Source organism: Rhizobium sp. KNZ14-9A (assembly GCF_056755015.1).
Genome location: NZ_JBPGXB010000002.1, coordinates 2,359,006 through 2,373,179 on the forward strand (window position 1 = coordinate 2,359,006; position 14,174 = coordinate 2,373,179).

Annotated in this window: 13 protein-coding genes; all 13 read right to left on the reverse strand. The window is 59.6% G+C overall.

Translation table 11 applies throughout. The features are described from left to right. Positions 1 to 45: 45 nt before the first annotated feature. The 13 genes from ACR9ZQ_RS18435 to nuoH all read right to left on the reverse strand — a co-directional run bounded on the left by ACR9ZQ_RS18435 (position 46) and on the right by nuoH (position 14,171). Entirely contained in the window at positions 46 to 1,350 is a 1,305-nt protein-coding gene (locus ACR9ZQ_RS18435; protein WP_481428498.1) for a lipoprotein-releasing ABC transporter permease subunit, read from the reverse strand. Between the two features lie 16 nt (positions 1,351 to 1,366). Beyond that, complete coding sequence (proS, locus tag ACR9ZQ_RS18440) at positions 1,367 to 2,689, reverse strand: proline--tRNA ligase (protein WP_477822568.1); 1,323 nt, start codon at positions 2,687 to 2,689, stop codon at positions 1,367 to 1,369. Between the two features lie 591 nt (positions 2,690 to 3,280). Next, positions 3,281 to 3,556, reverse strand: coding sequence for a DUF1467 family protein (locus ACR9ZQ_RS18445; protein WP_310382966.1), 276 nt, complete (start codon positions 3,554 to 3,556; stop codon positions 3,281 to 3,283). 110 nt (positions 3,557 to 3,666) lie between these two features. Further along, entirely contained in the window at positions 3,667 to 4,071 is a 405-nt protein-coding gene (gene mce, locus ACR9ZQ_RS18450; RefSeq protein ID WP_113324477.1) for a methylmalonyl-CoA epimerase, read from the reverse strand. Positions 4,072 to 4,073: 2 nt separating this feature from the next. Next, complete coding sequence (locus tag ACR9ZQ_RS18455; RefSeq protein WP_481428499.1) at positions 4,074 to 5,744, reverse strand: ribonuclease J; 1,671 nt, start codon at positions 5,742 to 5,744, stop codon at positions 4,074 to 4,076. A 17-nt stretch (positions 5,745 to 5,761) separates the two neighbouring features. Further along, positions 5,762 to 6,526 (reverse strand): biotin--[acetyl-CoA-carboxylase] ligase, encoded by a 765-nt coding sequence (locus tag ACR9ZQ_RS18460; RefSeq protein WP_481428500.1) that lies wholly within the window; start codon positions 6,524 to 6,526, stop codon positions 5,762 to 5,764. After that, the gene (gene nuoN, locus ACR9ZQ_RS18465; protein WP_310382964.1) at positions 6,526 to 7,971 is read right to left on the reverse strand and encodes an NADH-quinone oxidoreductase subunit NuoN; all 1,446 of its coding nucleotides are present in this window, start codon (positions 7,969 to 7,971) and stop codon (positions 6,526 to 6,528) included. Before nuoN ends, ACR9ZQ_RS18460 begins: the two co-directional genes overlap by 1 nt. Before the next feature lie 14 nt (positions 7,972 to 7,985). Next, the gene (locus ACR9ZQ_RS18470) at positions 7,986 to 9,497 is read right to left on the reverse strand and encodes an NADH-quinone oxidoreductase subunit M (RefSeq protein WP_007823904.1); all 1,512 of its coding nucleotides are present in this window, start codon (positions 9,495 to 9,497) and stop codon (positions 7,986 to 7,988) included. Further along, entirely contained in the window at positions 9,497 to 11,494 is a 1,998-nt protein-coding gene (nuoL, locus tag ACR9ZQ_RS18475) for an NADH-quinone oxidoreductase subunit L (protein WP_481428501.1), read from the reverse strand. The genes ACR9ZQ_RS18470 and nuoL overlap by 1 nt, the downstream gene beginning before the upstream one ends. Before the next feature lie 7 nt (positions 11,495 to 11,501). Beyond that, positions 11,502 to 11,810 carry an NADH-quinone oxidoreductase subunit NuoK gene (nuoK, locus tag ACR9ZQ_RS18480; RefSeq protein WP_007823900.1) on the reverse strand — a complete coding sequence of 103 codons (309 nt, stop codon included), beginning with the start codon at positions 11,808 to 11,810 and terminating at the stop codon, positions 11,502 to 11,504. A gap of 25 nt (positions 11,811 to 11,835) precedes the next feature. After that, positions 11,836 to 12,453: an NADH-quinone oxidoreductase subunit J gene (locus ACR9ZQ_RS18485; protein WP_113324440.1), complete on the reverse strand. Its 618-nt coding sequence runs from the start codon at positions 12,451 to 12,453 to the stop codon at positions 11,836 to 11,838. 142 nt (positions 12,454 to 12,595) lie between these two features. After that, the gene (gene nuoI / locus ACR9ZQ_RS18490; protein ID WP_037096244.1) at positions 12,596 to 13,087 is read right to left on the reverse strand and encodes an NADH-quinone oxidoreductase subunit NuoI; all 492 of its coding nucleotides are present in this window, start codon (positions 13,085 to 13,087) and stop codon (positions 12,596 to 12,598) included. A gap of 37 nt (positions 13,088 to 13,124) precedes the next feature. Then, on the reverse strand, positions 13,125 to 14,171 hold the full coding sequence (gene nuoH, locus ACR9ZQ_RS18495; protein ID WP_037096242.1) for an NADH-quinone oxidoreductase subunit NuoH: 1,047 nt from the start codon (positions 14,169 to 14,171) through the stop codon (positions 13,125 to 13,127). Positions 14,172 to 14,174: the final 3 nt, after the last annotated feature.

Below are 14,174 nucleotides of genomic sequence, written 5' to 3' on the forward strand. Positions count from 1 at the left end.
GGCATTCCTTGGATTGGGCCTTGGATTTGACCTTGGATCACGGCCTTATTCGTAACGAAGGGCCTGAACGGGATCGAGGCGGGAGGCGCGCCAGGCGGGGAAGATCGTCGCGATGAAAGAGAGCGTCAGCGCCATGATGACGACTGAAACCGTTTCGCTCACATCCATTTCCGCCGGAAGCTGGCTCAGGAAGTAGAGCTGCGGATCGAAAAGCACCGTGCCAGAGACCCAGGAGAAGAACTGGCGGATGGACTCGATGTTGATGCAGACGAGCACGCCGAGCAGCACGCCGGCGATCGTGCCGACGATGCCGATCGCAGCTCCCGTCATGAAGAAGATGCGCATGATGGCGCCGGCGCTCGCGCCCATGGTACGCAGGATCGCGATATCGCTGCCCTTGTCCTTCACCAGCATGATGAGGCCGGAGATGATGTTGAGCGCTGCGACGAGCACGATCAGCGTCAGGATCATGAACATGACGTTGCGCTCGACCTGCAGGGCGGAAAAGAAGGTCTGGTTGCGCTGACGCCAGTCGGTGATGGCTATCTGCCGACCGGCCGCCTCCTCCACCTTGGGCCTCAGATTGTCGATATCGTCGGGGTTATTGACGAAGAGTTCGATCGACTGCACCAGCCCGTCGGCATTGAAATAAAGCTGCGATTCCTCGAGCGGCATATAGATGATCGAGGAATTGTATTCCGACATGCCGATCTCGAAGAGACCGGAGATCTTGTAGGATTTGATGCGCGGATTGACGCCCATCGGCGTCACATCACCTTCCGGTGACGTCAGCGTAATCAGGTCACCGACCCGCAGGCCGAGCTGGTCGGCCATGCGCGTGCCCATCAAAACGCTGTCGCCTGCAGCAAAGCCTACCATGTCGCCGGACTTGATATTGTCGGATACTGCCTTGAGCTTGGTCAGGTCTTCGGCGCGCGTGCCGCGCACCAGCGCACCGGTGCTGCCGCCCGTCCGCGAGGAAGCCAGCACCTGGCCCTCGACCAGCGGCAGCGCCATCTTGATACCGGGCACCGCCTCGAATTTCTTCACGAGGTCGGCATAGTCGGTGAAGGGACCATCGACCGGCTGGATGATCATGTGGCCGTTGATACCGAGGATGCGGGAGACGAGTTCCGTGCGGAACCCGTTCATAACGGCCATGACGATGATCAGCGTTGCAACGCCCAGCATGATGCCGACGAAGGAGAAGCCGGCAATGACAGAGATGAAGGCCTCCTTGCGGCGGGCGCGCAGATAGCGCCACGCCACCAGGCGTTCGAAGGTGGAAAATGGCTTGCCAGCCGGACCCAAGCCGGATTTGGAACTCCGGTCCAATGCTGCCTCTGCCATTTCGCCTCCGTCTTTCTTAAGCCACGAACCTGTTGATCGCCGCCTCGATGGTCATCGTCTCGCGGGCGCCAGTCTTGCGGTCCTTCACTTCCACTTCGCCATTCGCGACCGCGCGCGGACCGGCAATGATCTGGTACGGCACGCCGATCAGGTCGGCGGTCGCAAACTTGGTGCCGGCACGGTCGTCCGTGTCGTCATAGAGCACATCCTTGCCGGCCTTGGTCAGCGCCGCGTAGATCAGCTCGCAGGTGCCGTCGCAGGCCTCGTCGCCGGCCTTCATGTTGATGACCACGACATCGAAGGGCGCGACCGACTCCGGCCAGATGATTCCGTTCTCATCATGCGATGCTTCGATGATGGCGGGAACAAGGCGTGTCGGGCCGATACCGTAGGAACCCATGTGAACGGTATGTTCCTTGCCATCGGGACCTTGCACCTTCGCGCCCATCGGCTCGGAATACCTGGTACCGAAGTAGAAAATATGACCGACTTCGATGCCGCGCGCAGAAAGACGCTCGCCCTCCGGAATGGCGTTGAAGGCCGCCTCGTCATGCATCTCGGAGGTCGCGGCATAAAGCGACGTCCACTTGTCGAAAATCGACTTCAGGCCGTCGACGCTGTCGAAATCCGTATTTTCCACGGGAATGTCGAAATTGACGAAATCCTTATGGCAGAAAACCTCGGACTCGCCGGTGTCGGCGAGGATGATGAATTCATGGCTGAGATCGCCGCCGATCGGGCCGGTGTCGGCGCGCATCGGAATGGCGCGCAGGCCGAGACGATCGAAGGTGCGCAGATAGGCGGTGAACATCTTGTTGTAGGAATGTTCCGCACCTTCGCGCGTCAAGTCAAAGGAGTAAGCGTCCTTCATCATGAATTCGCGCGAGCGCATGGTGCCGAAGCGCGGACGGATCTCGTCACGGAATTTCAGCTGGATATGATAGAGATTGAGCGGCAGGTCCTTGTAGGACTTCACGGAGGAACGGAAGATATCCGTGATCACTTCTTCGTTGGTCGGGCCGTAGAGCATCGGACGGTCCTGACGGTCCTTGATGCGCAGCATCTCCTTGCCATAGGCGTCGTAACGGCCACTCTCCTGCCAGAGCTCGGCCGACTGCAGCGTCGGCATCAGAAGCTCGATGGCGCCGGCGCGGTTCTGCTCCTCGCGGATGATGTTGTTGACCTTGTCCAGCACCTTCTTGCCGAGCGGCAGCCAGGAATAGATGCCCTGCGACTGCTGGCGCACCATGCCGGAGCGCAGCATCAGCCGGTGAGAGACGATTTCCGCCTCCTTGGGGTTTTCCTTCAGGATGGGTATGAAAAAGCGGGACAGACGCATGGCGGATTCCGGTACAGTTGAGACGCCGCTTACCCAAGCGGAATCGACGGCATTTGTTAAGATGGGAGCGTTCATAGCCGCTTCGCGGCAGGAAGGAAACCCGCGACCGGTGCCAGCTGCCTCCCGCAGACGCATGTTAGCGCCCACAAATTGAGCAGGCGCGAAAAAGCGCGTATTTATAAGGGCTTGAAGGCAAATCTTGTCAACAGAAAAATTTTGCGTGAGTGTAGCAAAAATGCAAAAAAAGCTAATGACAAAGCACAATCTTTGAGCTAGCTTTAGCTCACAAAACAGGCAGGAAGGTTAAATTCTTGTCGAACTCGCGGTCAAGTCTTGGGAGGATCAGATCTTAGGCGCGCTCGTCGCTGCCCCGGTAACGGTTAAGGATCACGCGATAATTAAAACAAGGCTTTTAGCCTTGTTTTTTTTTGCTTTTTCGGCTTCCACCATTCCTGAAAAATCAAGCTCGCCTTTCGTCAAGTAAGCTCGTCTTCCGTTACGCAAGCTCTTTGCCTCACTTGCGTGACGTCCGTATGACAGATTTTTCGCGGTTGCATTTACATCTGCTCAAAGATTGAGCAAAAGCCATTCCTAATAGAAGCTAGGCCCTATTTGTGGAAGTGCATCGAAGCCGAGACCGAAATAGGTCGAGCAGATATACCAGAAGCCGTAAATTGCACCTGAAATGAACGTCGTCAGCGAAAAAACAAAAACCGGACGAAAACGGGTCGGGGCGCTCGGCGCGGTGCCCAGCACAACATCATTATCGTCCGCCTGGGTGCGCAGGCCGATCGGCAGCACGGCAAAAAGCGTGATCCACCAGATGATGAAATAGACTGCGAATCCCTGGAGGAAGGCCTGAAACATCTTGGTTCCCGTCGATATGGTGCCTTGGCGGCAGGTTTTGGCTGCTTATAAGGCGGAATGGCCGCGAGTTCAAAGGCGGTGAACAGTTTAGGTCACTCTGACGCAGAGCTTCAGACCTGTTCCAGCTCGATCAATGTACCGAAGAAGTCCTTCGGATGGAGGAAAAGCACCGGCTTGCCATGCGCGCCAATCTTCGGCTCGCCATTGCCAAGCACCCTCGCCCCCGATGCCGTTAACCGATCGCGGGCGGCGAGGATATCGGCGACCTCGTAGCAGATGTGGTGCATTCCGCCCGACGGGTTCTTCTCGAGGAAGGCCGCAATGGGTGAGGCTTCACCGAGCGGCTCCAGCAGTTCCACCTTGGTATTCGGCAGTTCCACGAAAACGACCGTCACGCCATGCGCCGGTAGTGCTTGCGGCTGCGAGACCGCTGCCCCCAGAGTGTCGCGATAGCTCGCGACTGCGGCGGCCAGATCAGGCACGGCGATGGCGATATGGTTCACCCGGCCAAGCATCATCAGACCCTGGTGATGAAGACCGTGACGAGAGGCTTCTTGCCCCAGGTATGATTGGCGGCAGCGCGCACGGCGCGGCGCAGGGCCTCCTGTACCATGTCGATATCCTTGCGGCGGGCGCGTGGAATGCTCTCGAACGCTCCGATCGCGGCGTCGAACAACCCATCTTCCATATCCTCGCCCTCGTCGTCATAGACCGGCAGGCCGATCGCCACGAGATCGGGCTCGCCGATGATGTCATAGCGGCTGTCGAGCACGATGCTCAGGGCAACATGGCCGACATAGGAAAGCTTCTTGCGCTCGCCGATGCCCATCTCATCGAAGTCACCGATCAGTGACCCATCCTTGTAGATGCGGCCATGCGGCGCCTCGTCGATCACCTCGACCGGTCCCGGTGCAAGCCGCAGCACATCACCGTTTCGCACGCGCGGCACTGTCGGAATGCCCGACTGTTCGGCAAGCTCCTTATGCGCCGTCAGATGCGTTGCCTCGCCATGTACGGGCACAACGACTTTTGGCCGTGTCCACTCGTACATCTTCTGCAACTCGTTGCGGCGCGGATGGCCGGAAACATGCACCAGCGCCTCTGTGTCGGTAATGATGTGAACGCCCTGCTCCACCAGACCGTTCTTGATGTCCTGGATCGCCTTCTCGTTACCGGGGATGGCACGCGAGGAGAAGACGACGATGTCGCCGGCGGCGAATGCTACATTACGCATCTCGTCACGGGAGAGCTTGGCGAGAGCGGCACGCGGCTCGCCCTGGCTGCCGGTCAGGATGACCACGACCTTGTCGCGCGGAATGAAGCCGTAATCCTCTTCGGATATGAACGGCTTTACGCCTTCCAGCAGGCCAATGTCCTGAGCGACATCGCACACACGCTTCAGCGAGCTTCCGAGCAGCAGCACTTCGCGACCGGCGGCTTCGGCGGCTTCGGCGACGGTGCGGATACGGCCGACATTCGAGGAGAAGGTGGTAATTGCCACACGTCCTTCGGCATTCTCGATGATCTTGCGCAAGCTCTCCGAGACATCCTTCTCGGAGGGCGAAACGCCGTCGCGCAGCGCATTGGTGGAGTCGCAGAGCAACGCCAGCACGCCCTCATCGCCAATCTGACGGAAGCGCGCCTCGTCGGTCAGCGGTCCGAGCGACGGCTCATGGTCGATCTTCCAGTCGCCGGTGTGGATGACATTGCCGAGCGGCGTGCGGATCACCAACGACATGGGCTCGGGGATCGAGTGATTGACGGCAACACCCTCGATGCTGAAGGGCCCGACATTGATCGTATCGCCGGCCTTGAAGATCGTCACCGGTACTTCGCCGATCGCATCCTTCTCGAAATTGCGCTTGGCTTCCAGCAAGCCGGCCGTGAAGGGCGAGGCATAGACCGGCACGTTGAGGCCCGGCCAGAGATCGGCGAGCGCGCCATAGTGATCCTCATGGGCGTGGGTGATGATGATCGCCTTGAGGTTCTTGCGCTCATTGGCAAGGAAGCGGATATCCGGCAGAACGAGATCGACACCCGGCAGATCCGGCCCCGGAAAGGTGACGCCGCAATCCACCATGATCCACTGGCGATGATCCGCCGGGCCGTAGCCGTACAGCGCGAGATTCATGCCGATCTCGCCGACGCCGCCCAGGGGCAGAAATACCAGTTCGTCCTGTTTCGCCATAATGTTTGTTTTTTCCACTATCCAAAGAATACATCGCCGGCCGCAATCGGCATTATCCTGCCTGCGCCGGTATCGAGCATCAACAGGCCATTATCATCTATTCCGGCGAAATATCCTGAAATCGACCTGTCGGGCAGATTCACGGTTATCTTTTCGCCAATACCGCAGGCGACAGCGCGCCACCGAGCCGTGACCTCGGCGATACCCTGGCCTTCATCCCAGATATCAAGCGTCTCGGCCATGGAGGCAAAGAGATGGGCGAAGAGCTCTTCGGGCGAAGCCGCACTTCCCTGATCACGCAGGCAGGTCACCGGATAGATAGGGTTGTCCGGCATGACCGATACATTGATACCGATGCCGATCACGACGGCATGGCGGCCATCCGCCAGTCGTTCGCCTTCCACGAGGATGCCGCAGGTCTTCTTGCGTCCGATCAGGATATCGTTCGGCCACTTCACCTCGAGCGGCTCGGCGCCGGGCGGCAGTACATTGCGGATCGCCTGGTGCACGGCGACGGCGATTGCCAGCGGTAGGGAGGCAAGGCGCTCCATCGGCGCCGGATCGATGAGGAGAAGTGAGGCGTAGAGATTGCCGCGCTCTGAAACCCAGGGACGGCCCCGGCGCCCTCGGCCGCCGGTCTGTCGTTCGGCGGTCACCCAGAGCAGACCGCTGTCCCCTGCCCGAGCCCGGGCAAGGCATTCCGTGTTGGTCGACGACGTATCCGACAAGGCCTCGTGCCTGATATCGCCGAGCGATATCCGGCGCCGCTTGTCGGGAGCCATCAGAACAGCGTTGCCGCAGCGAGCTCTGCCGCACCACCGATCGGACCGCCGATGAGAACATAGGCAGCGACGAAGAGGCCGGAGAGACCGAAGACGAGGCGCAGCGAACCGGAGACGCGGGCGAACTCGCCGGTCGCCTCATCGAACCACATCAGCTTGATGACGCGCAGGTAGTAGTAAGCGCCGACGACCGAAGCCAGGACACCGATGACGGCAAGCGCATAAAGCTTGGCTTCGATGGCGGCGACGAAGACGAAGTACTTCGCAAAGAAGCCAGCGAGCGGCGGGATACCGGCAAGCGAGAACATCAGCGCTGTCAGCACGACAGCCATGAAGGGGTTCGTCGTTGACAGGCCGGCGAGATCGCTGACATTTTCGACAACCGTACCGTCCTTGCGGCGCATCGACATGATGATGGCGAAGGAGCCGAGGGTCATGACCATGTAGATCGCCATGTAGAGCATGACGCCGGTGACGCCCGTCTGGTTGCCCGCTGCGAGGCCGACCAGCGCATAACCCATGTGACCGATCGAGGAATAGGCCATCAGTCGCTTGATGTTCTTCTGGCCGATGGCCGCAAACGAACCGAGCAGCATCGAGGCGATCGAAATGAAGACGATGACCTGCTGCCAATCGGTCAGCACCGGCTCGAAGGCGGTGATGACGATGCGGGTCATCATCGCCATGGCGGCAACCTTCGGCGCGCTCGCCAGGAAGGCGGTGACCGGGGTCGGCGCGCCTTCATAAACGTCCGGCGTCCACATATGGAACGGAACGGCCGAGATCTTGAAGGCGATACCGGCGAGGATGAAGACGAGGCCGAAGATCAGGCCGAGCGAGCGTGCTCCCTCGACCGTGAGCGCCTGGGCAACTTCGGCGAAATGCGTGTGACCGGTGAACCCGTAGACCAGCGACATGCCGTAGAGCAGCATGCCCGAGGAAAGCGCGCCGAGGACGAAATACTTCAGGCCGGCTTCGGTTGACTTCAGGCTGTCGCGGTTGATCGCAGCGATGACGTAGATCGCCAGAGACTGCAGTTCGAGGCCGAGGTAGAGCGCGATCAGATCATTTGCCGAGATCATCAGCATGATGCCGAGCGTACAAAGCACCAGGAGAACCGGGAACTCGAACTTGTCGAGCTGGTTTTCCCGCGCATGACCCATCGACATGAACAGCGCGACCAGAGAACCGATCAGGGCCAGCACCTTCATGAAGCGTGCAAAGCCGTCGGCGAGATAGACGCCGCCATAAGCAAGGCCGTCGCCGGGAACGAAGATCAGCCACAGGCCGGAGATGGCAATCACGATCATCGCCAGCGCGCTGACGAGCGGACCGGACCGCTCGCCTGAGAAAACGCCGATCATGAGCAGCAGAAGGGCACCGATCGCGAGGATGATTTCCGGCGCGGACAGGTACAGGCTCAGGGAGATTGTTTCAGCAGTCATGTCCTAAAGTCCCGTCATTTCATCGACAGCGCAACATTCTGCGCTGCCTGCACTGCGGCCGAATAGCTGTTGATCAGATGGTCTACCGAAGCTGCGGTCGCATCGAAGACCGGAGCCGGATAGACGCCGAAGAAAATAGTGAGCGCGACCAGCGGATAAAGGATGACCTTTTCACGCGGCGAAAGGTCGAGCAGCGCCTTCAGCTTTTCCTTCTCCAGCGCGCCGAAGATCACCCGGCGATAAAGCCAGAGCGCATAGGCAGCAGAGAGGATGACACCGGTGGCGGCAAAGAGCGCAACCCAGGTGTTGGCGCGGAAGACGCCGATCAGCGTCAGGAATTCGCCGATGAAACCCGAAGTGCCGGGCAGGCCGACATTGGCCATGGTGAAGACCATGAAGGCGACGGCATATTTCGGCATGTTGTTGACCAGACCGCCGTAAGCCGCGATCTCGCGGGTGTGAGTGCGGTCATAGACGACGCCGACGCAGAGGAAGAGCGCGCCCGAGACGATGCCGTGCGACAGCATCTGGAAGATCGAACCCTGCAGGCCCTGAGCGTTGGCCGCGAAAATGCCCATCGTCACGTAGCCCATGTGAGCGACCGAGGAATAGGCGATCAGCTTCTTGATGTCGTCCTGCATCATCGCGACCAGCGAGGTGTAGATGATAGCGATAACGGACAGCGCGAACACGAGCGGCGCGAAATGATCCGAAGCGACCGGGAACATGCCGATCGAGAAGCGGATCAGGCCGTAGCCGCCGAGCTTCAGAAGCACGCCTGCCAGGATGACGGAACCGGCCGTCGGCGCCTGGACGTGTGCGTCGGGGAGCCAGGTATGGACCGGCCACATCGGCATTTTCACCGCGAAGGACGCGAAGAAGGCAAGCCACAGCCAGGTCTGCATTGCCGGCGGGAACTTGTAGGCCAGCAGCGCGGTGATGTCAGTCGTGCCGGCCTGCCAGTACATGGCCATGATGGCGAGCAGCATCAGCACCGAGCCGAGCAGCGTGTAGAGGAAGAACTTGTAGCTCGCATAGACGCGGTTCGCACCGCCCCAGACGCCGATAATCAGGAACATCGGAATGAGGCCGCCTTCGAAGAAGACGTAGAAGAGAACGATATCGAGCGAGACGAAGACACCGACCATCATCACTTCAAGGATGAGGAAGGCGATCATGTATTCCTTCAGGCGCTTCTCGATCGAGAGCCAGCTTGCGAGCACGCAGAAGGGCATCAAGAAGGTCGAGAGGATGATGAACAGCATGGAGATGCCGTCGACACCGACATGGTAGCCGATGCCGGTGCCGAGCCAGCTATGCTGCTCGATCATCTGGAAGCCCGGATTGGCGTTGTCGAAACCGATCCAGATGAAGAGCGAGAGGATGAAGGTGAAAACCGTGGTGATCAGCGAAATCCACAGCACGTTCTTGCGGCCGTTCTCAGTTTCGCCGTTCATCAGCAACAAGAGCACCACGCCGACGAGCGGCAGGAAGGTGACCGTTGAAAGAATAGGCCAATCGGTCATCAGAAGGAACTCCCGAGCATCATCCAGGTAACGAGCGCTGCAACGCCGATCAGCATCGCGAAGGCATAGTGATAGAGGTAGCCGGTCTGCAGGCGCACGACGCGGTCGGTGACGTTGACGACGCGGGCGGCAATGCCGTTCGGACCGTAGGTATCGATGACGCCGACATCACCCTTCTTCCAGAGGAAGTTGCCAAGAGCCTTGGCGCTGCGGACGAAGAGGAAATCGTAGAGCTCGTCGAAGTACCATTTGTTGAGCAGGAACTGGTAGAGCACACGGTGCTGCTCGGCGAGCTTGCGCGGCGTCGACGGCGACCTGATGTACATGTACCAGGCGGTCACGAAACCGAGCAGCATGGCGATGAAGGGACTGAGGCCGACCCAGGCCGGGACGTGATGGAATTCTTCCACCAGTTCGTTCTCGGCACCAGTGAAGAGTGCGCCCTTCCAGAACTCGGCATATTCCTCGCCGTAGAAACGGCCTTCGAAGAGCACGCCCGCGACGACCGCGCCGATGGCCAGGATGTAGAGCGGCACCAGCATGACCTGCGGCGATTCATGGACGTGATGCATGACTTCATGCGAAGCGCGCGGCCTGCCGAAGAAGGTCATGAAGATCAGGCGCCAGGAATAGAAGCTCGTGAAAAGTGCCGCAATAACGAGCAGCGTGAAGGCGAAGCCCGCAGCCGGCGAATGCGACGCATAGGTCGCCTCGATGATGACATCCTTGGAGAAGAAGCCTGCAAAACCGATCGGGGTGAAGGGGATGCCGACACCGGTGATCGCGAGCGTACCGATGATCATGAGGCCGCCGGTAACTTTGATATGCGGGTACAGACCACCCATATGACGCATGTCCTGCTCGCCATCGACGGCGTGGATGACCGAGCCGGCGCAAAGGAAGAGCAGAGCCTTGAAGAAGGCGTGCGTGAAGAGGTGGAAGATTGCCGCGCCATAGGCGCCGACGCCGAGGGCGACGAACATGTAGCCGAGCTGCGAGCAGGTCGAGTAAGCGATGACGCGCTTGATGTCGTTCTGCACAAGGCCGACGGTCGCCGCGAAGAAGGCAGTGATCGCGCCGATGATCGTCACGACGACGAGTGCGTCCGGCGACAGTTCGAAAAGCGGCGACATGCGGGCGACGAGGAAGACGCCGGCGGTCACCATTGTTGCGGCATGGATGAGTGCGGATACCGGGGTTGGGCCTTCCATGGCATCCGGCAGCCAGGTGTGCAGCAGGAACTGCGCCGACTTACCCATTGCGCCCATGAAGAGCAGCAGGCAGGCGCCGGTCAGCGCATGCGCCTTGTCGAGATGCATGCCGAAGAGGTTCAGGACCACTTCACCGGCTTCGCCGCCGCCTTCCGCCGGAGCGAAGGTCGAGGCATTGGCGAAGATCGTGTCGAAGTTGATCGAGCCGAACAGCACGAAGACGGTGGCAATACCGAGCACGAAGCCGAAGTCGCCGACGCGGTTGACGATGAACGCCTTTATTGCAGCCGCCGATGCCGAGGGCTTCTTGTACCAGAAGCCGATCAGCAGATACGAGGCCAGACCCACGCCTTCCCAGCCGAAGAACATCTGGGCGAGGTTGTCGGAGGTCACCAGCATGAGCATGGCGAAAGTAAAGAGCGACAGATAGGCGAAGAAGCGCGGGCGATGCGGATCGGTGTGCATGTACCCGATCGAGTAGACATGCACCAGGGTCGAGACCGTATTGACGACGATCAGCATGACCGAGGTCAGCGTATCGACACGCAGCGACCAGGAGACGTCGATGCCGCCGGACTGGATCCAGCGCAGAACCTCGACCTTGATCACGCCTTCCGGATGGCCGAGCGCAACCGTGAAGAAGACGACCCAGGACAGGATGGCGGCGATGATCATCAGGCCGCTGGTGACATATTCCGACGCCTTGGCGCCGATCGCACGGCCAAAGAGGCCGGCAATGATCGCACCGATCAGGGGAAGGAAGACGATAGCCTTATAGAGGAACATGAGCCGCTCAGCCCTTCATCATATTGACGTCTTCGACCGCGATCGAACCGCGGTTGCGGTAGAAGACAACGAGAATTGCGAGACCGATCGCCGCCTCAGCAGCAGCAACAGTCAGAATGAACAGTGCGAACACCTGGCCGACGATGTCGTTGAGGAACGACGAGAAGGCGACCATGTTGATGTTGACCGACAACAGGATCAATTCGACCGACATCAGGATGACGATGATGTTCTTCCGGTTCAGGAAGATGCCGAAGATGCCGATCGTGAAGAGGATGGCGCTGACCGTGAGATAGTGGGAAAGTCCGATGACCATGTTCTTTGTTCCTTGACCTCTCGGCTCAGCTCACGCCCTGGCCCGGCTTGACCTTGATCACCTCGACGGCGGTCGCAGGCGTGCGGGCAACCTGGCGGGAAATATTCTGCCGCTTGATATTGGTGCGATGCTTCAGCGTCAGCACGATCGCGCCGATCATGGCGACCAGCAGGATCAGACCGGCGATCTGGAAGAAGTAGACGTAGTTCGTATAGAGCACATCGCCGAGAGCGGCCGTATTGGTGCGTTCGGTCAGTGCTGGGATCGGCATGGCGACCGTCTTGGCAATCTCGGGCGAGATCGAGCTGCCGCCGATGACGACGATGAGTTCGGCTGCGAGGATGAGACCGATCAGCGCGCCGATCGGCGCATATTCGAGAACACCGGCGCGAAGCTCGGTGAAGTCGATGTCGAGCATCATCACCACGAAGAGGAAGAGAACAGCGACCGCGCCCACATAGACGACGAGCAGGATCATCGCCAGGAATTCGGCACCCAGCAGCAGGAAGAGACCCGCTGCATTGAAGAACACCAGGATCAGGAACAGAACCGAGTGAACCGGGTTCTTCGCCCAGATGACCATGAACGCCGACGCTATCGCGACAAAGGCGAAAAGATAGAAAAATAGAGCCTGCAGACCCATGTTGGTGCCTTTTTCATCTTCCCCCGGGCAGCCGGGAGTTTCCCTGCCCGATAGGACTTCGCACAGCTTTCGCCGGCAAAGCCCCGGTGCATGTTGACCGCTGTGGGCAAGAGTGCCCTTCCCGCGGCATTTCAAATTTCAATCAACGATACGGCGCATCGATCGCCATGTTGCGGGCGATTTCACGCTCCCACCGGTCGCCGTTTTCGAGGAGCCTCTGCTTATCGAAGTAGAGTTCTTCACGGGTTTCGGTGGCGAATTCGAAATTCGGGCCTTCGACGATCGCATCAACAGGGCAAGCTTCCTGGCAGAAGCCGCAGTAGATGCACTTCACCATGTCGATGTCGTAACGCACCGTGCGGCGCGTGCCGTCATTGCGGCGCGGGCCGGCTTCGATGGTGATCGCCTGAGCGGGACAGATCGCTTCGCACAGCTTGCAGGCGATGCAGCGCTCTTCACCGTTCGGATAACGGCGCAGTGCATGCTCGCCGCGGAAACGCGGGCTGACCGGACCCTTTTCGAAGGGGTAGTTGATCGTCGCCTTCTGCTTGAAGAAATAGCGCATCGACAGGAAGAAGGCGCCGACGAATTCCTTAAGAAAAAGCGAGTTGATGGAGGCGGACAGGCTTCCCATCTTCAATCTCCAATTTTGCCGGAAACGAGGTTGGACATCAGCCTGCCCATCCCGTCAGTTTCAGCACGAATGCAACGATGACGACCATGGCGAGCGACAGCGGAAGGAAAACCTTCCAGCCGAGACGCATGAGCTGGTCGTAGCGGTAACGCGGCACGAAAGCCTTGACCATGGCGAACATGAAGAACACCAGGCACGACTTCAGCATGAACCAGATGATACCGGGCACCCAGTTGATGAGCCAGAAATCAACCGGCGGCAGCCAGCCACCCAGGAAGAGGATCGTCGTCAGCGAGCACATCAGCACGACGGCCGCATATTCGCCGAGCATGAACATCATGTACGGAGCCGAGCCGTATTCGACCATGAAGCCGGCGACGAGTTCGGATTCTGCTTCCGGAAGGTCGAAAGGCGGGCGGTTCGTCTCGGCGAGCGCCGAGATGAAGAAGACGACGAACATCGGGAACAGCGCCAGCCAGTGCCAGTCGAGGAACGAGTTCGGCAGGCCGAGCATCGTACCGAGGCCGGTGCGCTGAGCATTGACGATGTCAGTCAGGTTCAGCGAACCGACGCAGAGAAGAACGGTAACGATGACGAAGCCGATCGAGACTTCGTAAGACACCATCTGTGCGGCGGAGCGCAGCGCGCCGAGGAACGGATACTTCGAGTTCGAAGCCCAGCCACCCATGATGATGCCGTAAACTTCGAGCGAGGAGATCGCCAGGATGTAGAGGATGCCGACATTGATGTTGGCAACCACCCAGCCGTCAGCAAGCGGCACGACCGCCCAGGTCGACAGCGCCAGAAGCACGGTCACGAGCGGGGCGAGCAGGAAGACCGCCTTGTTGGCGCCGGCCGGAATGACCGGCTCCTTGAAGACGAACTTCAGAAGGTCGGCGAAGGACTGGAACAGGCCGAAGGGGCCGACGACGTTCGGACCGCGGCGCAGCTGGACGGCAGCCCAGATCTTGCGGTCAGCAAGAAGGACGTAAGCAATGAAGACCAGCAGGCAGACGAGCAGCAGCAGTGACTGACCGATCATGATGATCGCCGGCCAGACATAGGTCGAGAAGAAAGAATCCATGAG